Annotated in this window: 18 protein-coding genes; 9 read left to right on the top strand and 9 right to left on the bottom strand. The window is 69.1% G+C overall.

Annotation, left to right across the window (positions count from 1 at the left end; translation table 11 throughout):
• Positions 1-132: 132 nt before the first annotated feature.
• Together tnpA and ACSMXX_RS14555 are read left to right on the top strand one after the other, a co-directional pair.
• Positions 133-567 (top strand): IS200/IS605 family transposase, encoded by a 435-nt coding sequence (gene tnpA / locus ACSMXX_RS14560; RefSeq protein ID WP_473184450.1) that lies wholly within the window; start codon positions 133-135, stop codon positions 565-567.
• Positions 564-1,823 carry an RNA-guided endonuclease InsQ/TnpB family protein gene (locus ACSMXX_RS14555; protein WP_473184449.1) on the top strand — a complete coding sequence of 420 codons (1,260 nt, stop codon included), beginning with the start codon at positions 564-566 and terminating at the stop codon, positions 1,821-1,823. Before tnpA ends, ACSMXX_RS14555 begins: the two co-directional genes overlap by 4 nt.
• A gap of 194 nt (positions 1,824-2,017) precedes the next feature.
• Here ACSMXX_RS14555 and ACSMXX_RS14550 read toward each other — a convergent pair whose 3' ends face one another.
• The gene (locus tag ACSMXX_RS14550; protein ID WP_473184448.1) at positions 2,018-3,202 is read right to left on the bottom strand and encodes a Gfo/Idh/MocA family protein; all 1,185 of its coding nucleotides are present in this window, start codon (positions 3,200-3,202) and stop codon (positions 2,018-2,020) included.
• Positions 3,203-3,359: 157 nt separating this feature from the next.
• On the opposite strand from ACSMXX_RS14550, the gene ACSMXX_RS14545 reads away from it, so the two are divergent.
• The 7 genes from ACSMXX_RS14545 to ACSMXX_RS14515 all read left to right on the top strand — a co-directional run bounded on the left by ACSMXX_RS14545 (position 3,360) and on the right by ACSMXX_RS14515 (position 10,705).
• Entirely contained in the window at positions 3,360-4,529 is a 1,170-nt protein-coding gene (locus tag ACSMXX_RS14545) for an ROK family transcriptional regulator (protein WP_473184447.1), read from the top strand.
• A gap of 122 nt (positions 4,530-4,651) precedes the next feature.
• Entirely contained in the window at positions 4,652-5,920 is a 1,269-nt protein-coding gene (locus ACSMXX_RS14540; protein ID WP_473184446.1) for an ABC transporter substrate-binding protein, read from the top strand.
• A 5-nt stretch (positions 5,921-5,925) separates the two neighbouring features.
• Positions 5,926-6,927 (top strand): carbohydrate ABC transporter permease, encoded by a 1,002-nt coding sequence (locus ACSMXX_RS14535; RefSeq protein ID WP_473184445.1) that lies wholly within the window; start codon positions 5,926-5,928, stop codon positions 6,925-6,927.
• Positions 6,920-7,819, top strand: coding sequence for a carbohydrate ABC transporter permease (locus ACSMXX_RS14530; RefSeq protein ID WP_473184444.1), 900 nt, complete (start codon positions 6,920-6,922; stop codon positions 7,817-7,819). Before ACSMXX_RS14535 ends, ACSMXX_RS14530 begins: the two co-directional genes overlap by 8 nt.
• Positions 7,820-7,901: 82 nt before the next feature.
• Positions 7,902-8,945, top strand: a complete 1,044-nt coding sequence (locus tag ACSMXX_RS14525; protein WP_473184443.1) for a Gfo/Idh/MocA family protein — start codon at positions 7,902-7,904, stop codon at positions 8,943-8,945.
• Entirely contained in the window at positions 8,942-10,024 is a 1,083-nt protein-coding gene (locus ACSMXX_RS14520; protein ID WP_473184442.1) for a Gfo/Idh/MocA family protein, read from the top strand. Before ACSMXX_RS14525 ends, ACSMXX_RS14520 begins: the two co-directional genes overlap by 4 nt.
• A gap of 141 nt (positions 10,025-10,165) precedes the next feature.
• A complete protein-coding gene (locus ACSMXX_RS14515; RefSeq protein ID WP_473184441.1) occupies positions 10,166-10,705 on the top strand; it encodes a DinB family protein in 540 nt (179 codons plus the stop codon).
• A 198-nt stretch (positions 10,706-10,903) separates the two neighbouring features.
• Here the strand turns inward: ACSMXX_RS14515 and ACSMXX_RS14510 are convergent, their stop codons facing one another.
• From ACSMXX_RS14510 to ACSMXX_RS14475, 8 genes are all read right to left on the bottom strand, one after another.
• On the bottom strand, positions 10,904-11,464 hold the full coding sequence (locus tag ACSMXX_RS14510) for a nucleoside/nucleotide kinase family protein (RefSeq protein WP_473184440.1): 561 nt from the start codon (positions 11,462-11,464) through the stop codon (positions 10,904-10,906).
• A 29-nt stretch (positions 11,465-11,493) separates the two neighbouring features.
• Entirely contained in the window at positions 11,494-12,579 is a 1,086-nt protein-coding gene (locus tag ACSMXX_RS14505) for a hypothetical protein (RefSeq protein WP_473184439.1), read from the bottom strand.
• The gene (locus ACSMXX_RS14500; RefSeq protein WP_473184438.1) at positions 12,576-12,938 is read right to left on the bottom strand and encodes a PadR family transcriptional regulator; all 363 of its coding nucleotides are present in this window, start codon (positions 12,936-12,938) and stop codon (positions 12,576-12,578) included. The genes ACSMXX_RS14505 and ACSMXX_RS14500 overlap by 4 nt, the downstream gene beginning before the upstream one ends.
• A 281-nt stretch (positions 12,939-13,219) precedes the next feature.
• The gene (locus ACSMXX_RS14495) at positions 13,220-14,914 is read right to left on the bottom strand and encodes a glycoside hydrolase family 13 protein (RefSeq protein ID WP_473184437.1); all 1,695 of its coding nucleotides are present in this window, start codon (positions 14,912-14,914) and stop codon (positions 13,220-13,222) included.
• A 168-nt stretch (positions 14,915-15,082) separates the two neighbouring features.
• Positions 15,083-16,723 carry a glycoside hydrolase family 13 protein gene (locus ACSMXX_RS14490; protein WP_473184436.1) on the bottom strand — a complete coding sequence of 547 codons (1,641 nt, stop codon included), beginning with the start codon at positions 16,721-16,723 and terminating at the stop codon, positions 15,083-15,085.
• Positions 16,724-16,773: 50 nt separating this feature from the next.
• Positions 16,774-17,607: a carbohydrate ABC transporter permease gene (locus ACSMXX_RS14485; RefSeq protein WP_473184435.1), complete on the bottom strand. Its 834-nt coding sequence runs from the start codon at positions 17,605-17,607 to the stop codon at positions 16,774-16,776.
• Positions 17,604-18,668, bottom strand: a complete 1,065-nt coding sequence (locus tag ACSMXX_RS14480; RefSeq protein WP_473184434.1) for a carbohydrate ABC transporter permease — start codon at positions 18,666-18,668, stop codon at positions 17,604-17,606. The genes ACSMXX_RS14485 and ACSMXX_RS14480 overlap by 4 nt, the downstream gene beginning before the upstream one ends.
• A gap of 14 nt (positions 18,669-18,682) precedes the next feature.
• On the bottom strand, positions 18,683-19,990 hold the full coding sequence (locus tag ACSMXX_RS14475; protein WP_473184433.1) for an ABC transporter substrate-binding protein: 1,308 nt from the start codon (positions 19,988-19,990) through the stop codon (positions 18,683-18,685).
• Between the last annotated feature and the right edge of the window lie 35 nt (positions 19,991-20,025).

Here is a 20,025-nt window from a genome sequence, read left to right as displayed (position 1 = left end):
CGTCCCGCTTCAGCGGGGTGCGGAATGGCTTCTGAGGATTGTTCTGCTCTCAACTGTGTGCACGGATCTGAGGTCTTCACCTGAACGATCCTCCCTGGAGGACTAGACCTGCGGCATGTATATAGTGACGGTGTGGCTGTGGCCAGGAAGGTTCGCCGGTTCTCTGGGGGCGTGTACGACCTCAGGCTCCACGTCGTGTGGTGCCCGAAGTACCGCCGTCCGGTCCTCGACGGAGGCGTCGCTGTCCGCCTGGAGGAACTGATCCGGGCCAAGGCGGAGGAGCACGGATGGGAGGTAATCGCTCTTGATGTGATGCCGGACCACGTCCACGTGTTCGTCAAGCACGACCCGAAGGCCTCGGCGTCGTACGTGGCCAACCAGTTCAAGGGCTTCACCTCCCACGTGCTGCGGGCGGAGTTCCCGCACCTCAAGAGCCGTATGCCCACGCTGTGGTCGTCGTCGTACTTCGCTGCCTCCGTTGGCGCCGTCTCGGCGGAGACGGTGCAGAGGTACATCGACACCCAGTGGGAGCGTCCGCGGAAGAAGGAGAAAGGGCGGCAGGCGTGATCCGCGCGTACAAGTTCCCCCTGCGCCCCACGGCTGGTCAGGAAGCATCGCTGCGGGCGATGCTGGCCGATCACTGCTCCCTGTACAACGGCGCCTTGCAGGAGCGCCGGGACGCCTACGCGCACATCTCCCAGACGAAGATCACCTACGGGCGGCAGTCCGCGCAGCTCAAGGAGATCCGCGCCTTCGACCCCGAGCGGCAGGGCCGCTGGTCGTTCTCCAGCCAGCAGGCCACCCTGCGGCGGTTGAACGTCGCGTTCGCGGCGTTCTTCAAGCGGGCGCAGAAGCGCAAAGCCGCGCTCGCTCGCGGCGTCCCGAAGGAGCTTGCGCCCAAGGCCGGATACCCGCGCTTCAAGGGCGTCGGCCACTTCGACACCGTCATCTTCCCCAAGGACGGAGACGGCTGCCGCTGGGACTCCACTCCGCACGACACCCACACCCGCGTACGCCTGCAAGGCGTGGGACACGTCCGGGTGCACCAATACCGCCCCGTCAAGGGCCGGGTGAAGACGATCAGCGTCAAGCGGGAAGGCCGCCGCTGGTACGCGATCCTCACCTGTGACCAGGTCCCCGCCCAGCCGCTCCCGCCCACGGGCGTGATCGTCGGCATCGACATGGGCGTCACCCACTTCCTCACCACCTCGCAGGGCGTGCACGTCCCGAACCCGCGCTTCCTCGAAGCGATGGCCGAGGAACTCGCCGAAGCTCAGCAGCACCTGGACACCTTCCCCAGGCGCACCCGACGCCGCACCAGGCAGCACCGTGCCGCAGCACGGCGTGTGGCGAAGATCCACGCGAAGATCAGGCGTCAGCGCCTGGACCACCACCACAAGCGAGCCCTCGACCTGATCCGCGACACCGACGTGATCGGGCACGAGGCGCTGAACACAGCGGGCATGACCAAGTCGCCTGCACCCAAGTCCGACCCCGAAAACGTCGGCACGTTCCTCCCGAACGGCGCCGCCTCCAAGGCCGGGCTGAACAAGAGCATCCTGGACGCGGGTTGGGGACTGTTCCTCGGAATCCTGGCGCAGAAGGCTGAGAGTGCCGCTCGCCGCGTGATCCCGGTGGACGCCCGCAACACCTCCCGCACGTGCCCACCCTCCGCCGGAGGATGCGGGCACGTCGCCAAGGAGAATCGCGTCACCCAAGCCAAGTTCGAGTGCGTCAAGTGCGGGTTCGGGAAGAACGCCGACACTGTGGCCGCCTTGAACGTCGAGCACAGGGCCGGGCTGGCCCTCTGCGTCGCTGCATAGCCGGCGACGCAGGAAGCCCGCGACTTCAATCGTGGGTGGAGTCACGCATGTAATCGTTCCCAAAGCGGGGCGCGCCCACAACACCTTTCCGTGGCCGGACGGGACGGAATTGCCCGTGCGGTGCCCTGCGGTGCCGTGCCTGCCGTGCCGTGCGGTGCCCGTGCAGCCGTGCGAGCGCGTCCCGCCGTCCGTCCTCAGGGCTGCCCGTGCGCGTAGTACGAGGCCAACTCCCCCGGAACCTCCGGCACTTCGACCGGCACGCTGCCCGAACGGAGCGACCTCGCGGCCGCGTGCCCCGCCGCGACGGCTTCCCGTGCGGCGAGCGGCGAGGTCTCGGTCGGCCCGCCGTCGCGGGCGAAGCGGAGGAACTCCTCGACGAGCAGGCGGTCCGCCCCGCCGTGCATGCCCTCCGCCCGCGGCACTTGGACGGTCAGATCGGCGTCCTCGCGGTAGCCGGAGCGGCGGGAGTTCCAGACCTTGACGACCGCCCCGTCGAGGTCGCCGAAGTTCTCCAGCCGCCCGTGGTCGCCGATCACCGTGTAGTTGCGCCAGTAGTCGGGCGTGAAGTGGCACTGCTCGTAGCTGACGAGAACGCCGTTGCCGGTGCGCCCCTGCAGCATGCTGATGTCCTCGACGTCGACGACGGGATTGAGCCCGGTCAGGGCCGACGGCGGCCAGTTCGCGTCCGGGTCGTGCCACTCGGTCATGCGCTCGCCGCCGCGGTCGCGCCGGTTGGTGATGCCGCCGTAGACGGCGAGTTCGCCGACGGCGGTCACCTGCCGCAGGGAGCCGCCGGCGAGCCAGTGGATGACGTCGAGGTCGTGCGCGCCCTTCTGCAGCAGGAGACTCGTCGTGTTGCGCCGCTCGGCGTGCCAGTCCTTGAAGTAGAAGTCGCCGCCGTGCCCGACGAAGTGGCGGCACCACACGGCCCGTACGTTCCCGACCGCCCCGTCGAGTACGAGCTGCCGCATCCGCCGTACGAAGGGGGCGTGCCGCAGATTGTGGCCGACGTAGAGGCGGCTGCCGGTGGTACGGGCGGTGCGCAGGATCAGATCGCAGTCCTCGGTGGTGACGGCGAGCGGCTTCTCGACGAAGACGGCGACGCCGGCGCGCAGCGCGTCGAGCACGCAGCGGGCATGCAGATGGTCGGGGGAGAAGACCATCACGGCGTCGATCCCGCCGGCGGCGAGCAGCTCCTCATGGCCCTGGTGCACGGGCACTTCGGGGCCGAAGAGCGAGCGTGCCGCCTGCCGCCCGCGCGGATGCGGGTCGGCGCAGGCCACCACCCGGGCGCCTGCCGCGGAGTCGTGGACGTGCGAGGCGAGCGCCGCGCGCTCTCCCACGCCCACGACTCCGATCCGGAGGCCTTCGCCGGCCATCGCCCTCACCCGCCGCCCATATCGAGGAGTCCTTCGTAATCGCCCGGTCGGAAGCCTTCACGCCGACGGCCATTTATGCAACAGTCCTCAATCAATCAGTACGAAGAACTGATCGACCGGTTTGCATGCGGGCGCGACGGCGGAGGAGGTGACCGGGATGCGGGGCCACGATCTGGCCGCTCTGCGGCGGTTGAACACCATCGCCGTGCTGCGTTTCCTGCGCTTCCAGGGGCCGGCGCGTCCACAGTCGCTCAGCCAGCTTGCCGCCGCCACGGGGCTGTCACGTCCCACCGTCGACCAGGTCGTCGAGGAACTGACCGCGCAGGGCTGGCTCACCGAGGCATCCGATCCCGTGGCCGGGCGGTCCGGCCGTCCGGCCCGGCGCTTCCGGTTCCGCGGCGAGGCGGGCCGGGTCGTCGGTGTCGACATCGGGCTGCACAAGGTCGTGCTGCTCCTGTCGGACCTCGCCGGCGACGTCACCGTCACCGAACGCGAGGAGATGGACCCGGACATGGGCGGCGCGGAACGCCTCGCCTTCCTCCGGGCCCGCATCGAACGCTTCCTGGACGAGCAGAAGGTGCGCCCGGAGGAACTGTGGGCCCTGTGCGTCGGCGTACCGGGAATCGTCGGCGAGACGGGACGCATCACCTCGGTGATCGTTCCGGAGTGGTCGGACTTCGAGCTGGCACGGAGGCTCGGTGAGTCCTTCCCGTGCCGGATCCTCGCCGAGAACGACGTCAACCTGGCCACGCTGGCCGAGCACTGGCAGGGCGCCGCGCAACTCGCGGACGACGTCGTGTGTCTGCTGATCGGCCACCGCTCCTCCTGCGGCGTACTGCTCGGCGGCCGGCTCCACCGCGGACACCGCGGCTGGGCGGGCGAGCTCGGGCTGCACCGGGGGCTCGGCCTCGCACACGCCCACGAGGCGCTGGACTGGGCCGGCGAGCGGCGCGAGGGAGAGTCTGAGGTCGCGGCGCTCGCACGCGCAGCCGGCGAATCGGACCCGGACGCGCTGGAGATCCTCGACCGCTACGCGAAGCGCCTCGCACCCGGCATAGGGGCGCTGCTCCTCGCCGTCGATCCCGAACTCGTCGTCCTCTCGGGCGGGATGACCCCCGCCGGGGAGGCCCTGACCCCGCTGCTCACCCGGCATCTGCGGGACGTGGCCCTCGATGTGCCGCTCCATGTGCCGCGCATCACCGTCAGCACGCTGGGCGAGCAGGGCGTGGCGCTGGGCGCCGTGCGCAAGGCGCTCGACAGCGTCGAAGCTCTGCTCTGCGACGCCACCGGTCCGCTGCCCTCCGTGCCGCCGCCCGTGCCCCGCTGAACCGCGTCCGTACGGACGACCTGGCCCGGCCGTGCACCAACGGCCGGCCGTGCGCGCACGGCCGCTGCCTGCCCCTGCGTTCCCGACCTCACACCGTCCCCTCGGAGTCCACGGAGTCGCCGATGCGAAGGAGAACTCTGCTCGCCGGAGCGCTGGCCGCCGCGCCGGCCGCCGCCGGCGCGGCCACTGGCTGTTCCGCCGGAGGCGCCTCGGCGCGCACCTCCGACGGCCGCACCCTCATCTCGTACGGGATGTGGGACCCGCTTCAGGTCGCCGGCATGGAGAAGATCATCAAGGAGTTCGAGGCGGAGCATCCGAAGATCTCCGTGAAGATCCATGTCACGCCGTTCACTTCGTACTGGACGACCCTCAAGACCGCCATGCGCGGCGGCTCCGCGCCGGACGTCTTCTGGATGAACGCGGTGAACCTCCAGCTCTACGCCTCGGAGGGGGTGCTGCAGCCGCTCGATCCTTACCTCGAACGCGACAATTTCGACATAGGTGTCCATCCGGAGGAGCTGCTTCGGATGTACACGTACGAGGGCACGCGCTATGCGATGCCGAAGGACTTCGACACGATCGGGCTCTGGTACAACAAGGAGCTCTTCGACAAGGCCGGCATCAAGTACCCGGACGAGAGCTGGACTTGGGACACGGTCCGGGACGCGGCGGCCGAGATGACCGACCCCCGGGCCGGCGTCCACGGCATCGCCGCCGAGATGAGCAGGCAGTACACCTACTACAACACCATCGCCCAGGCCGGCGGTCACGTCATCCGCGACGGCCGCTCCGGCTTCGGCGACCCCCGCACCATCGACGGGCTGCGCTTCTGGACCGATCTGATCGACCGCGGCCACTCGCCGTCGCAGAGCGCGATGACCGACACCAGGGGACGTCAGCTCTATCTGTCGGAGAAGGTCGCGATGAACTACGACCTCTCGGCGATGGCCTCCCAGATGTACGCGGCGCCCCCCATCAAGGACCACGGCGACGTCGCCGTGCTCCCCAAGGGGCGTGAGCGCGGCACCACCATCCACGGCCTGGCCAACGCGATATCCGGCAAGAGCCGGAACACCGAGGCGGCCTGGCAGCTGGTGAAGTTCCTCGGCTCGCGGAAGGCCGCCGAGATCCAGGCGCGCGAGGGGGTGACGATCTCCTCGTACGCCGGCACGCAGGACACCTGGGTGAAGTCGATGCCGGAGTTCGACCTGAAGGTCTTCACCGACATGCTCGACTACGCCGTCCCGTATCCGGCGTCCAAGCACACCGCGGTGTGGGAGAACCTCCAACCGCAGCTGCTGGGCGGCCCGTTCACCGGCAAGGGCGGCATCGAGGACGCCTCGCGCACCCTGGCCCGCCAGATGGACCTGGCCCTGGAACAGGAGAAGTGAGCACCATGGCTGTCTTTCCCTCCACGGCGGCGGCCGAGCAGGCAGAACGGCGTTCCGGAACCGGCGGACGCGGCGGCGGCAGCGGTGCCCGCGGCTCCCGGTCCGGCGCGCGGGGCGCGGGCCCCGGTACGGCGGGCCGCGGTTCGCAGCGGGCGGCATACCTCTTCATCGCGCCCATCGCCTTGGGCTTCCTCGTCTTCTACATCTGGCCGCTGCTGGAGACGTTCTGGTTCAGCTTCACCTCCTTCGGCGCCTTCGGCGGCAACTCCTGGGTGGGCGGCGAGAACTACGGGCGTGTGGTGCAGGACGTCACCGTCGGCAAGGCACTCGGCAACACGCTGCTGTACATGGTGATGGGGCTGATGACGCTGCCCGTCGCGATCGTGCTGGCCGATCTGATGAACCGGCGCGGGCTGCGCGGTGTTCCGGTGTACCGGGCGCTGTATTTCGTGCCGTTCGTGACGCTGCCCGCGGCAGTCGGGCTCGTCTGGAACTGGCTCTACAACGGCGACTTCGGCATGGTCAACGAAGTGCTGTCGTGGATCGGCGTCGACGGCCGCTACTGGGTCTCCGACCCCTCGACCGCCGTGTACGCGATCGGCCTCGTGATGATCTGGTCCCACGTCGGCTACTACCTGATCATTTTCACCGCCGGCATCAAGGCGATCCCCCAAGAGGTCTACGAGGCCGCCGAGATCGACGGTGCGGGGCCGGTGCGGCGCTTCTTCCGCATCACCCTGCCGCTGCTGAGCCCGAGCATCTTCTTCGCCTCGGTCATCTGCGTCATCAACTCGCTTCAGCAGTTCGACCTGATCTTCGTGATGATGAGCCCCGAGAACCCCGCGCTCGGCGAGACGCAGTCGGTCGTGACGCTCTTCTTCAAGTGGGCCTTCGACGAGAACTCCCAGGGGGCCGCCGCGGCTCTCGCCTTCCTCCTCATGCTGCTCATCGCGGCGCTCACATACCTGCAGTTCCGGTTCCAGAAGAGGTGGGTGCACTATGCCTGAACCGGCCACATCCCCGCCCCCGGCCACATCCCCGGGCCCGGCCGCGGCCGCCCCGCGCGGCAGGCGGCCGTACCGCTTCGATCCGGGCGCCGTCGCCACCCACGCGGTGCTGTCGCTGGGCGCGCTGGCCATGGTCTTCCCGTTCCTGTGGCAGCTGCTGACCGCGTTCAAGACCATGCCGGAGGCGGTGCGCGTGCCGCCGACGTTCCTGCCCGAGACGTGGAACTGGGCGGCGTTCGAACAGGTCTTCACGGCCGTGCCGTTCAGGGAGATGCTCACCAACAGCCTTCTGAACACGGCCGGACGTACCCTCGGCCAGCTTGTCTTCTGCTCGCTTGCCGCCTACGCCTTCGCGCGGCTCCAGTTCCGCGGCAAGAACGTGCTGTTCGCGGTCTTCCTCTCGGTGCTGATGGTGCCGCCGCAGCTGCTCGTGCTCCCGCAGCACGAGATCATGCAGCAGCTGGGGCTGCTCAACACCGTGCCCGCGCTCTTCCTGCCGGGCATGTTCAGCGCCTTCGGCACCTTCCTTCTGCGGCAGTTCTTCCTGGCGCTGCCGAAGGAGCTGGAGGAGGCCGCGCGCATCGACGGTGCGGGTCCTTTCCGGATCTTCTGGAGCATCATGCTGCCGCTCGTACGGCCGGCGCTCGCCGCGCTCGCCGTGATCACCGCGATGTGGTCCTGGAACGACCTGCTGTGGCCGCTGGTGGTCAACACCGATCCCTCGAAGGCGCCGGTCAGCGCCGGACTGGTCTCCCTGGAGGGGCAGTTCCAGACGAACTACCCCGTCATGATGGCCGGTTCCGTCCTCGCCAGTCTCCCGATGCTGATCCTCTACGTGCTGCTCCAGCGCCACTTCGTACAGGGAATCGCGCTCAGCGGATCGAAGGGCTGAGCGCCGCATCCGTATCCGAACCCGCATCCGTGCCCGTACCCGTTCACCTGTCCGACCCCGACCGGAAGGCAGCCACACCCCCATGCCGGAACTCGCAGTGGGGCTGATCGGCGCGGGCGGCATCGCCCGCGCCCATCTGCCCGCCTGGCTCACGCTGGGAGCACGGGTCACCGTGTTCTCACCCGACGACAGCGGCGAGCGGCTCGCCGCCGAGTACGCGCGCCAAGGAGTGCGGGCGGCCGGAAGCCTCGGTGAACTCCTCGACTCCGCCGAAGCCGTCGACGTCTGCACCCCCACCCACACCCACCGGGAGGTCGCGCTCACCGCGCTGCGCGCGGGCCGCCACGTCGCCTGCGAGAAGCCGCTCGCGCTCGCCGCCGAGGACGTCGAGGAGATGATCGCGGAGGCGGACCGCGCCGGCGTGCTGCTCTTCCCAGCCCATGTCGTGCGGTATTTCCCCGAGTACGCGGCCATGGCCGAGGCCGTCGCCGCCGGTGCGGTGGGGGAGCCCGCCGTTCTGCGCTTCACGCGTACGGGCACCTACCCGGTGTGGTCCCCATGGTTCGCCGATCCGGCGCTCTCCGGCGGCCTGCTCGTGGACCAGATGATCCACGACTTCGACTTCGCCAGGCTGCTGGCCGGTGAAGTGGCCCGCGTGCACGCGCACGTACGAGGCCGTCAGGAGGCGCCCGCCCCCGCGGGATGCGTGGCCGCGGCCACGGCCGTGCTCACCCACGCCTCCGGCGCCGTGAGCCATGTGCACGGCGTGTGGGGCCTGCCGGACTCGCAGTTCCGCACGACCTTCCGCATCGCCGGACGGGACGGTGTGCTGCACCACGACTCCGCGCAGACCAAGGCGTTCCGCGTGATCTCGCAGGGCGCGGCAGCGGAGGGCGAGGGCATTCCGGCCGTGAACCTGACGGAGAGCCCGTTCCTGACGGAGCTGCGCGAGTTCGCGGAGGCGGTGCGCGGCGGGCCGGAGCCGCGGGTGACGGCGCAGGACGGGCTGGCGGCGGTGCGTATCGCGGTCGCCGCCGCCGAATCGGCGCGTACGGGACGTGCGGTGGAGACCGGTGCGGTCAAGGACGAGGTCCGTGAGACCGAGACCCAGGAGGTGGCCCGGTGAAGGTCGGAGTGCTCTCTTTCGCCCACGTGCACGCGGCGGGTTACGCGGCACTGCTCCGCGACATGGACGGCGTCGAGGTCGTCACCAGCGATCCGGAGGCCGGCTCGGCGCCTCCCGGAGAGGTGCGGGGCGAGGCGCTGGCCCGGCAGCTCGGCGTCGAACACGTCGCCACCTACCAGGAGTTGTTCGACCAGGGTCCGGACGCGGTGATCGTCGCCGCCGAGAACGCGCGCCACCGTCCCCTCGTCGAACTCGCCGCGAAGCACGGCGTGGACGTGCTGTGCGAGAAGCCGCTCGCCACCACCGAGGAGGACGGCGAGGCGATGGTCGCGGCCTGCCGCGACGCGGGCGTACGGCTGGGTGTCGCATATCCCGTGCGCTTCAGCCCGGCCTACGCCGCGCTGCGCGAAGCGGTACGCGGCGGCGGCACGGGCCGGGTGCTGACCGTCGCCGGAGCGAACAACGGCAGGCTGCCGGCGGACTCCCGTGCCTGGTTCACCGATCCCCGGCTCGCCGGCGGCGGAGCCCTGATGGACCACACGGTGCACATCGCGGACCTGCTCGACGAACTGTTCGGCGACGCACGCGCCGAGGAGGTGTACGCGCAGACCAACAACCTCATGTACGGCGCCGACGGTGTGGCGGTGGAGACCGCCGGACTGGTGACCGTCCGCTACACCAACGGCGCCGTCGCCACCATCGACTGCAGCTGGAGCCACCCCGACCACCACCCCACCTGGGGCGGCCTGGAACTCCAACTCGTGGGCGAGCGCGCCACGGTGGAAATGGACGCCTTCGGCCAGGTCGTCTCCGGCTTCGACGAGCGGCAGCGCACAGGCGTGCTGCTGCCGTGGGGGAGCGACCTGGACGGCGCGATGGTACGGGCGTTCCTGTACGGCACGGCGGACAAGGACGGGGACGAGGACGGGGACGGGGACGGGGATCGGGGCGCGAACCCGGATCAGGGCGCGGACGCGGTCCAGGTCGCCGACGGCGAGGCGGGCCTGCGCTCCCTGCGCATCGCCCTGGCGGGCTACGCCTCGGCGCGCTCGGGCCAGCCGGTGCGGCTCGAGGGCTGAAGGGCTGGGGACTCACGAGGGCGGGCAGCCTGTCGCGGCGCCGAGAGACTTCTCCAAGCTCTGCCTGGTTGCGGTTCGGCTGCCGGGGCGGTGCCGGGATAAGGCTTTGCGGGGGCTTCTCACCTCTGCCAGGGTCCCCCGGTGACTTCTTCCCGATGTGATCTGCTGCGCTGGCAGTTCGACCTGACCTGGTCGTTGTTCGAGTATCACCTGGAGCGTCTGCAGCCCGGAGACTTTCTGTGGGAGCCGGCCGCCGAGTGCTGGACTGTCCGCCAGGACGTCGCAGGTGGCTGGGTCCCGGACTGGGCGGAGACGGAGCCGGATCCCGTGCCGGTTCCCACGATCGCATGGGTGAGCTGGCACCTGGGATGGTGGCTGAGCGTGGCCACAGATGACTTGTGCGGCCGGACACCTCGCGAGCGGGAGGACATCGTGTGGCCGGGAGAGGGAGAAGCAGCGGTCACTTGGCTGCGCGGTCTTCGTGACGCGTGGCTGAGCGGGGTGGCTCAGCTCACTGACACTGATCTGGACCGGCCCGCGGGGTTCCCGTGGCAGGGCGATCCCGAGCGGACCGTCGCCGATACGGCAGCCTGGGTGAACGCTGAACTCATGAAGAACGTCGCAGAGATCGGTCAGCTGCGGCTGCTGCGTGCCGCGTCCCCGCTTCCTCCCGGGGGATGACAGGCGGCTGCCCTGCCGTCCGCCCTGCCGTCCGCACCGCCTCAGGCGGGCCTCGACCGCACCGCCGCCGATCGCCGGCGCAGCCGGCGCCGCACCAGCCACTGCCGGGACTGGCATCTCCTGAGCGGAACACCGGGTGCGGCGGTCCGGGGCGTCCTGTGAAGCCCCGTCCTGCTCAGGACAGTTCAAGGCCGGCCGCTAGGGCTGATCCGGCTGCTCTGGCCCGTGCGAAGGCGCATCCGGCAGTGCCCCCGCGTCGGCAGCGATGGCCTTCGCGATCTCCTTCGGCTCACGCCGCGTGGTGTCCACGATCTGTGCGGCGTCGCCCAGCCAGGACGACAGGGCCTCGTCGAAGTCGGCGAGATGCCCCAGACGCCAACCGTGGTTCGCCGGGTCGTCGTTCAGGATCCTCTGGGTGAGCGTGTCGCGGTCGGTGTGGAGTACGCAGTGGTGCACTTCCACGCCGGCCGCGGCGAGCCCGGAACTTATCTCGTCCCAGTACTGCTTCACCAGCACGCTCTGCGTGACGACCAGCACCCCGCCGACGTAGCCGAGGAGCTGGGCGGCGGTCTGGACGACCAGATGGCGCCACGGCGGCCAGTGCTGGAAGTCCCCGAGCTCGGGCAGGCCCCGCACGTGCGCCAGCATGTATCCGACCTGCTCGGCGTCGAACAGGCGCGCCTGCGGGACGAGTTGGACGAGCTCGCCCGCGGTCGTGGTCTTCCCCGCCCCGAACGTCCCGTTCAGCCAGATGATCATGGGCGTGTACGGGCCCGGCCCCCGCGACGTCACCGGGCGCCCGGCCGCGGCCCCGCGGCGCCTGCCGGCCACCCGTCGCGGAAGTTCCTGACCAGCCACACTCCGGTCATCAGCCCCACGGCCATGGCTGTCCACTGGAAGAACCCCGGGTCGTCCCAGTCCGAGTCGACGAGATAGATCACGCACAGGACGAAGAACCCCGCGTTGCTGCGCCACTTGAGCGCCGCGCGCGTGGGGCGCAGCGCGCGGCCCTCTTCGACGAGGCTCAACGCGTACTCGTCGGCGTCCCCGAACTCCTCCGTCGGCAAGGCCCCCGTCGCGTCGAGGTGCTCCTTCGTCTCCGCCACGACGCGTCGCGCATCACGGCGTGCGACGCGGTGCCGCCCCCGCAACACCCCTTCCAGGCGTCGGAGCCAGGCACCGGTCTCCCGCTCGGCTACGTTCGCTCCTCGCGACGCGCTGGCGCGGTCGACAGCGACCAGGCGGAGATACGCCCTGGTCAGGGGGCCTGGCTCGACGGGGCGTTCCATGCGCCAGCCCAGCCAGAGGACCAGGAGCCCGCACAGGACGACCCCCGCCGACGGCATGCGCAGGAGTTCCGTACGGGGCAGGTTGTGCGTAGCGAGGTACACGGGTGCGCCCATGGCGGCCGCGCCGGCCAGCGTCGCCCACGCGGCGCGCGGATGCCCTGCGGTACGGAGCATGTGCCCGACGCCGGCTATCGAGAAGGCCACGCCCAGGAGGACGGTGCCCGCCAGCGCCGCGGTGTCCACGTCCACCCACATGCCGTTCCTGATCCACACCAGGATGCCGCCGAGCGCCAGGTAGTAGCCCGGCATGATCAGCGGAGCTCCCCAGTACTCGTCCACGGAAAGCTCGTGGGGGTGGTCCTTCCGGGCACGCCGCGCGTCGGGTATGTAAGCGGCGGCGTACTGATTCGCGTACTGCCTCGCGTCACCGAACGCCTCCTCGGGGCTCTCTCCCGACTCGGAGCAGTGGTCCAGAGCCTCCCGTGCACACTTCTCGGCGGTCTCCAGATCGAGCCCTCGGTGGACCAGGGCCCAGACGACCCGAGTTCCCCAATCGCTGTCCAGGGGGTCCGCTGCTTCGCTCATCGGGCGCTGCCTTCCTCGACGGTGGTGCTCAGCAAGTGGTCCATTCGTGCGGCGAACTGGCCCCAGCGAGCGCCCTGCGACGTCAGCCAGTCCTGGCCGCCCGGGGTGAGCGAGTAGACCTTGCGGCCGGGGCCGCCCTCTCCCGCCGCCCACGTCGAGCTGAGGATGCCTTCGGACTCCAGCCGGGCCAGGACGGGGTAGAGCACTCCGCCCTTCAGGCGTCCGAAGCCCGCCTCGGAGAGGCGCTGGGCCACGGCGTAACCGTGGTTGTCGCCCTCGGCGAGCACGGCCGCGGCGGCCAGTTCGATGACTCCGCGCAGCCAGGCGGCGGGTTCCTCGTGAGTCGCTCCGGTGGTCACGAGTCGAGAGTAGATGAAATCCAGCACTAGTCAATATTCCGACTAGTACGGCGCGCGCACGGAGGAGGCGCCGGGCGCGCCCGGCGCCGAGTACCGGGCACGAGAAACGGCACGGCGGGCACCCGGTCGTCCGGGCGAAGTGGTCCGCCGTGCCGTTCCGTTCGGCCGTCAGGTATCAGATGTCAGCTGACAGAATCCGTAATCTGTCAGCCGTCAGCCGTCAGCCGTCAGCCGTCAGCCGTCAGCTGAGAACCGTCAACTGACCGCGCCTCCCCCCGCAGTCAGCCCTCTCCCGCTCCGTCCCGCAGCCAGACCGTCGTCTCCCCGGGCAGTCCGTCCCCGGCCAACGGGCTGCTGCTCAGCAGCACTTCACCCGCAGGCAGCGGCTTGGTCTCCGTGCTGAAGTTGGTCAGGCAGTGCCATCCCTCGGGACGTACGAAGTGCAGCAAGCCTTCCCGCTCCGACTCCTCGTCGCTGCACCACGCCAGTGACTCGTCGCTGCCGACGAGCTTGTGCCGCAGCCGCAACGCCTCCTTGTAGAGCTCCAGCGTCGAGTCGTCCCGGCCCTCCTGCGCCTCGGCCGACAACTCACCGAAGTCAGCGGGCTGCGGCAGCCACGGGGCCTCGCCGTCCTCATCGCCGAAGCCGAACGACGGTCCCGTACGCGTCCACGGCAGCGGCACGCGGCAGCCGTCACGCCCCTTGCGGGTGTGCGAGCTGCGCTCCCACACCGGGTCCTGGAGGTCTTCCACCCTGAGCCCCGCCACCTCGGGCAGCCCCAGCTCCTCACCCTGGTACATGTACGCGGACCCCGGCAGCGCCAGCTCCAGCATCGTGGCGGCCCGCGCCCGCCGCAGCCCGCGCTCCGCGTCGGCCTGCGGCTTCGTGCCGCCGCTCAGCAGCCACTCGTCGCTGTCGGCGCCCTCCGGCAGGGCATAGCGCGAAGCGTGCCTGACGACGTCGTGGTTGGACAGCACCCATGTCGCGGACGCCCCCGCCTCCTGGGCCGTACGCAGCGAGACGTCGATGACGGAGCGGAGCTCCTGCGCGTCCCAGCCCGTCTTCAGATACTCGAAGTTGAAGGCCTGGCCCAGCCCTTCGGGCCGTGCGTAGAGCACCAGACGGTGGTTCTTCACCCACGCCTCGGCGACGCCGACGCGCGGCGGGTCGTACTCGTTGAAGACCTCGCGCCACTCCCGGTATATCTCGTGCACCTCGTCGCGGTCCCAGAACGGGTGGCTGCCGTCCTCCATGTCCGCCATCTGCTCGTCGTACGAGATCGGGCCCATGTCCCGCAGCGGGTCGGCGAGGTCCTTCATCAGCGCGTTGGCGACGTCGATGCGGTAGCCGTCCACGCCCCGGTCGGACCAGAAGCGCAGCGTCTTGCGGAAGTCGGCGCGAACTTCGGGGTTGTCCCAGTTGAGGTCGGGCTGCTCGGGCGCGAAGAGGTGCAGATACCACCAGCCGTCGGGCAGACGGCTCCAGGCGGGGCCGCCGAAGGCGGACTCCCAGTCGGCGGGCGGCAGTTCACCGTTCTCGCCCTTGCCCTCGCGGAAGACGTAGCGCGCGCGCTCGGGCGATCCGGGCGCGGCGCGGAGCGCCTGCTGGAACCACTCGTGGTCCTCGGAGGTGTGGTTGGGGACGATGTCGATGATGACCTTGATGCCGAACCGGTGAGCCTCGGCGACCATCGCGTCGAAGTCGTCGAGCGTGCCCAGACGCGGGTCGACGTTGCGGTAGTCGGCGACGTCGTAGCCGCCGTCCGCCAGCGCCGACGGGTAGAAGGGGCTCAGCCAGACGGCGTCGACGCCCAGTCCGGCGAGGTAGGGCACCCGGGAGGTGATGCCCGGGATGTCGCCGAGGCCGTCGCCGTCGGAGTCGGCGAAGCTGCGCGGGTAGATCTGGTAAACGGCGGCCTGGCGCCACCAGTCGGGGCCGTCCTGACGGTGCGGGGTGGTTGCGCTGCGGTCGGTCACGTCATTCCTCGTTCGTACGGTCCGTGCGGATCAACGGTCTGGTGTCGATGGGGCGCGGGTCCCGGTGGCTCAGCGACTCGCGCGGAGTCGTCGAAGTAGAGCCGCCGATGACATGGTTGCCGTTCCCGCACTCGGGCGCCCGACCCGAATGCCGTGCGGAACGGGTGCTTACAGTGCGAGCCACACCGCGGCGTCCGGAGCCAGGTGGCCGTCGTCGAGCTCTTGGCTCGCGAGCAGCACCTTGTGCCGCGGCGGCAGTCGGTACGGCTCAGCCGAGAGGTTGACGACGCACGCGAAGCCGGGATCACGGTTGAAGGCGAGCACTCCCTCGGGGGCGTCCCGCCAGCTCAGGTCGCCCTCCCCGAGGGCAGGGTGGGTGCGGCGCAGGCGTAGGGCGCTGCGGTAGAGCTCCAGCATGGATGCGTCGTCACCGGTCTGGATCTCGACGCCGTGCTCTTTCCAGTACGCGGGCTGGGGCAGCCAGGGCTCGCCGGTGGCGCCTTCCGGGCTGAAGCCGAACGGCGCCGTCTCCCCGGACCACGGGATGGGCACGCGGCAGCCGTCACGTCCGCGGTCGGTGTGCCCGGACCGCTCCCAGGTCGGGTCCTGCAGGACGTCTTCGGGCAAGTCCTCGACCTCCGGAAGGCCCAGCTCCTCACCCTGGTAGATGTAGGCGCCGCCGGGGAGGGAGAGCATCAGCAAGGCGGCGGCGCGTGCGCGCCGCGTTCCGAGTCCGAGGTCCAGGGAGCCTTCGGGCCGGTAGCGCTCGTTGGCCACCCACTTCTTCACCGGCTCGCGGCCGAAGCGGCTGGGAGGGCGCGTGACGTCGTGGTTGGAGAGCACCCAGGTTGCCGGTGCGCCGACCGAGCCAAGCGTGGTGAGCGACTCGTCGATGACCCCCCGCAGCTTCTTGGCGTTCCAACTGGCCATCAGAAAGTCGAAGTTGAACGTCGTGTGCAGACCGTCCGGCCGTACGTAGTCGGCGAGCCGGTCGGGGGTCTCCGCCCAGGCTTCGGCGACGAACGACCGGTCGCCGGGGAACTCGTCGGCCACCCGGCGCCACGTGCGGTAGATGTCGTGTACCTCGTCGCGGTCCCAGTGCGGGTGAGCCACCCGCTCCTTGGGCTCCGGGCCGTCCGGGTCGACGGGGGGTGGGAGATCGGGCAGTTCGGGGTGCTTGATCAGGCCGTGCGCCACGTCGATGCGGAATCCGTCCACGCCGCGGCTGAACCAGAACCGCAGGATGTCCTCGAACTCCGGCCCGACCTCAGGGTGTTCCCAGTTGAGATCCGGCTGCTCGGGGGCGAACAGATGCAGATACCACTGCCCGTCGGGTACCCGGGTCCAGGCCGGACCGCCGAAGCACGACCTCCAGTCATTGGGCGGCTCGGCGCCCTCGGGTCCGCGGCCGGCCCGGAATATGTAGCGTTCCCGCTCGGGGCCGCCCGGCCGCCCGTACAGCGCGGCCCGGAACCACTCGTGCTGGTCGGAGGTGTGGTTCGGCACGATGTCGGGGATGACGCGGAGGCCGTACCGGTGCGCCTCCTCGATGAGTTCCTCGGCCTCGGCCACGGTGCCGAACTTCGGGTCGATCTCACGGAAGTCCGCCACGTCGTAACCGTGGTCGGCCATCGGCGACTTGTACCAAGGGTTGATCCAAATGGCGTCGACGCCCAGCCACTTGAGATACGGCAAGCGGGAGCGAATGCCGGCGATGTCACCGACGCCGTCGCCGTTCCCGTCGGCGAAGCTGCGGATATAGACCTGGTAAATGACGGCACTGCGCCACCAGGGTGCGGTGCTTGACATGCTGCTGCATGCTCCTTCGATCGAGTAGGTGATTCGCCGAGAAGGCCGGGCTATTTCGCCGAACCGGAGGTGAGGCCGGAAACGATCCGACGCTGGAAGACGATCACCATGGCTACGAGCGGGAGAGTGACGAGAACGCCCGCCGCCATCTGGCTGCCGAACGGGATCTCGAAGTCAGAGGCGCCGGAGAACTTGGAAACGGCGACGGGTGCGGTCTGCATGTCCTCCTTGTTCGTCATCGTCAGGGCGATGAGGAACTCGTTCCACGCGATGATGAAGACGATGATCGCGGTGGTGAACAGGCCGGGCGCGGCAAGCGGAATGATGATCTTGCGGAACGCCTGGCCCCGCGTGCAGCCGTCGACCATGGCTGAGTGCTCGAGTTCCTCCGGCATCTGCCGGAAGAAGGTGGTGAGGTTCCATACCGCGAGCGGCAGCGCGAAGGACATGCTGGGCATGATCAACGCCTGGTAGGTGTTGATCCAGCCGATGTCAGTGAACAGCTTCAGCAGCGGGACCACGATCGACACCACGGGAAACATCGACGTAGCGATGATCACCGTGAGCACCAGACGCTTGAAGCGGAACCGGAGCCGTGCCATGGCGTAGGCGGTGAAGGTGGCCAGCACCAGAGCCAGGGCCGTGGTGACTCCGGCCACGACGACGCTGTTGAGCATCGCCCTGGTGAACGACTGGGAGGGCTCGAAGACAGCGAGGTAGTTCTCAACGGACGGGTGGCTGGGGAGCGCCGAGATCTCGAAGATGTCCGAGGTGCGCCGCAGGCTGGACACCACCATCCAGTAGAACGGGGCCAGGCAGTAGACGAGGACGACGGCGACACCCACGTACGGAAGCCACTTCCGGATCTTTGCCGAGATGGTCATGCCGTCACCTCCTTGCGACGTCGCGTCAGCCGCCGGTGGCGGCGATTGGGAGTTCCGTCGTCGTCGCGGACGAGATCGGTGCCCAGCAACCGGACGAAGGCGAGCGCGATCAGGAAGACATAGATGAAGAGGAGCACCGCGTATGCCGCAGCCGGGCCGAACCGTACGTTCGACGCCTCGTCCTGGGCCAGCATGGACAACGTCTCCACCGACGCCTTCTTCGCGCCGATGAGGACGTAGGGAAGGTCGAACATCCGCAGCGCGTCCAGCGTCCGGAACAGCACGGCAACCAGCAGCGCGGGCTTCACCAGGGGCAGGGTGATGTTCCAGAACTGACGCAGCGCGGTGGCCCCGTCGATCCGGGCGGCTTCGTAGACCTCCTTGGGGATCACCTGGAGGCCTGCCAGCACGAGCAGACCGATGAACGGCGCGGTCTTCCACACCTCGGCGATGATGACCGCGACCTGGGCGTGGAATCCCTCCGTGGTCCACAGGACCTGCGTGCCGATGAGCGAGTTGGCCACGCCGTTGCTGTCGAATATCCAGCGCCACAGGACTGCGGAGATGGCGGTGGGGATCGCCCACGGGATCAGGATGCTGGCACGGATCAGTGACCGGCCCTTGAAGGCCTTGTGCATGATCAGCGCCATGCCCACACCGATCACCGTTTCCAGCGTGACCGTGGTGACGGTGAAGAACGAGGTGTTCCAGAAGGCGTTCCAGAACCGGCCGCCCGCCTCCCCGAAGATGTCGGCGTAGTTGGACCAGCCCACGAAGGGTTCCGTCTTGCTGATGAAGCCCGTCTTCGGGTCCAGACCCGCCTTGCCGTAGAGCGAATCCTTGAACGCCACGATCGTGGGGTAGAGCACGACGATCGTCAGCACGAGCAGCGTGGGGGAGACCAGCAGCGCGGCCATCCGCCCTGATCCCGACGTCGCCCCACGCCGCCGGCGCTGCGCCGGCGCCGGCGGCCCGACGCGCGAACTGCCGCCGGAGCGGCCGTGCGACGACTGATCCACAGTGCTTGTCGCACGGCCGTCGGGGTTATGCGTTTCCACCATGAGCGGGGCGCTCCTTACTGCTGCGCTGTGGGCTTCTGAAGGGCCTTCTGGAGGGCCTTCAGGGCCTCCGCACTGCTCTTGGTGCCCGTCATGGCGGCGTAGGCCTCCTTTTGCATCGCAGCGCTCGCGTCGCCGTAGTTGACGACACGGGGACGCGGCTCGGCGGACAGAATCGACTTCTTGAGCGTGGGCAGGTACGGGAACTTCTTCACCAGCGCCTTTTCGGTGTAGAGGCTCTCGTAAGGCGGCGCGAGAGATGCCTTCTCCAGCGCGGTTCGGGCCTTCTGCTCACTGGTGAAGTACTTCATGAAGTCGATCGCCGTGGCCTTGTTCTTCGCCGAGGACGACAGGGCGACGTTGTGGCCGCCCAGACTGGAGGTGCCGGGCTCCTTCAGGCCGGGCAGCGGGGCCACGTCGAACTTGCCCGCGACCTTGCTGGAACCGTCCTTCTTCGATGCGAGCGAGTGGATGTACGGCCAATTCCGATGGAAGATCAACTTCCCGTCCTGGAAGGCCTGCCGGCCTTGTTCCTCCTGGTAGGTGGTGGCTTCCTTGGGGATCGTCTTGTCCTTGACGGACTTGGCGAGGAAGTCCATGCCCTTCTTCGCCTCCGGGGTGTCGAGGTTCGGCTTGCCCTTCGCGTCGAGCACCTCACCACCCGCGGAATTCACGGCCTCGGAGAAGTTGACCGTCAGACCCTCGTACTTCTGGTGCTGCCCCGCGTAGCAGGACATCCCCTTGCCCTCGGACACCTTCTTGACCTTGTCGCAGGCGTCCTGCATCTCCGCCCAGGTGGCCGGGGCCTTGTCGACGCCGGCCTTCTCCAACAGGTCCTTGCGGTAGTAGAGCAGGCCGCCGTCCGAGGCGTGCGGGATCGAGTACTGCCCGCCCCGGTACTTCCCCGTCTCCACGACGGGCTTCATCATCTTGTCCAGCGGGAACTTGTCCGCGGGCAGCCGGTCGATCCACTGATGGGCCGCGAACTCCGAGGTCCACACGACGTCGAGGGACAGCACCGAATACTCGTCGGACTTCGTCTGCGCGTTCTGGATCATCTGCTGACGCTGTGCGTCGGCGTCCGTGGGCAGCTCGACGAAGGTCACCTTCTCCTTCGGGTGGTCCTTGTTCCACTTGTCGATTATCGGCTGGACGGACCCTCCGGCGTCCTTGCCGGCCACGTACGTGATGGGACCGCGTCCCTTGAACGAAGGATTCTTCTGCTGCGCGGATCCACCGCCACCGGACGAGCTGCAGGCGGTGGCGACGAGCCCGGCAAGAACGACGGCCGAGCACTGAACCGCCCTGTTGGCACTGGTCTTCACTTTGTCTCTCCTAACGGTGTGGAACCGGATCGGCC

Source organism: Streptomyces sp. DSM 116795 (assembly GCF_055792905.1).
Note: the sequence above shows the minus strand (reverse complement) of the source record. Positions and strands in the feature narration are given on the sequence as shown.

What these genes read in the sequence shown, in the direction of transcription:
- ACSMXX_RS14530 (WP_473184444.1), top strand. Translation starts at nt 6,920, where the DNA reads ATGCCTGAACCGGCCACATCCCCGCCCCCGGCCACATCCCCGGGCCCG.
- ACSMXX_RS14540 (WP_473184446.1), top strand. Translation starts at nt 4,652, where the DNA reads ATGCGAAGGAGAACTCTGCTCGCCGGAGCGCTGGCCGCCGCGCCGGCC.
- ACSMXX_RS14480 (WP_473184434.1), bottom strand. Translation starts at nt 18,668, where the DNA reads ATGGTGGAAACGCATAACCCCGACGGCCGTGCGACAAGCACTGTGGAT.
- ACSMXX_RS14535 (WP_473184445.1), top strand. Translation starts at nt 5,926, where the DNA reads ATGGCTGTCTTTCCCTCCACGGCGGCGGCCGAGCAGGCAGAACGGCGT.
- ACSMXX_RS14545 (WP_473184447.1), top strand. Translation starts at nt 3,360, where the DNA reads ATGCGGGGCCACGATCTGGCCGCTCTGCGGCGGTTGAACACCATCGCC.
- ACSMXX_RS14510 (WP_473184440.1), bottom strand. Translation starts at nt 11,464, where the DNA reads ATGATCATCTGGCTGAACGGGACGTTCGGGGCGGGGAAGACCACGACC.
- ACSMXX_RS14525 (WP_473184443.1), top strand. Translation starts at nt 7,902, where the DNA reads ATGCCGGAACTCGCAGTGGGGCTGATCGGCGCGGGCGGCATCGCCCGC.
- ACSMXX_RS14485 (WP_473184435.1), bottom strand. Translation starts at nt 17,607, where the DNA reads ATGACCATCTCGGCAAAGATCCGGAAGTGGCTTCCGTACGTGGGTGTC.
- ACSMXX_RS14550 (WP_473184448.1), bottom strand. Translation starts at nt 3,202, where the DNA reads ATGGCCGGCGAAGGCCTCCGGATCGGAGTCGTGGGCGTGGGAGAGCGC.
- ACSMXX_RS14505 (WP_473184439.1), bottom strand. Translation starts at nt 12,579, where the DNA reads ATGAGCGAAGCAGCGGACCCCCTGGACAGCGATTGGGGAACTCGGGTC.
- ACSMXX_RS14490 (WP_473184436.1), bottom strand. Translation starts at nt 16,723, where the DNA reads ATGTCAAGCACCGCACCCTGGTGGCGCAGTGCCGTCATTTACCAGGTC.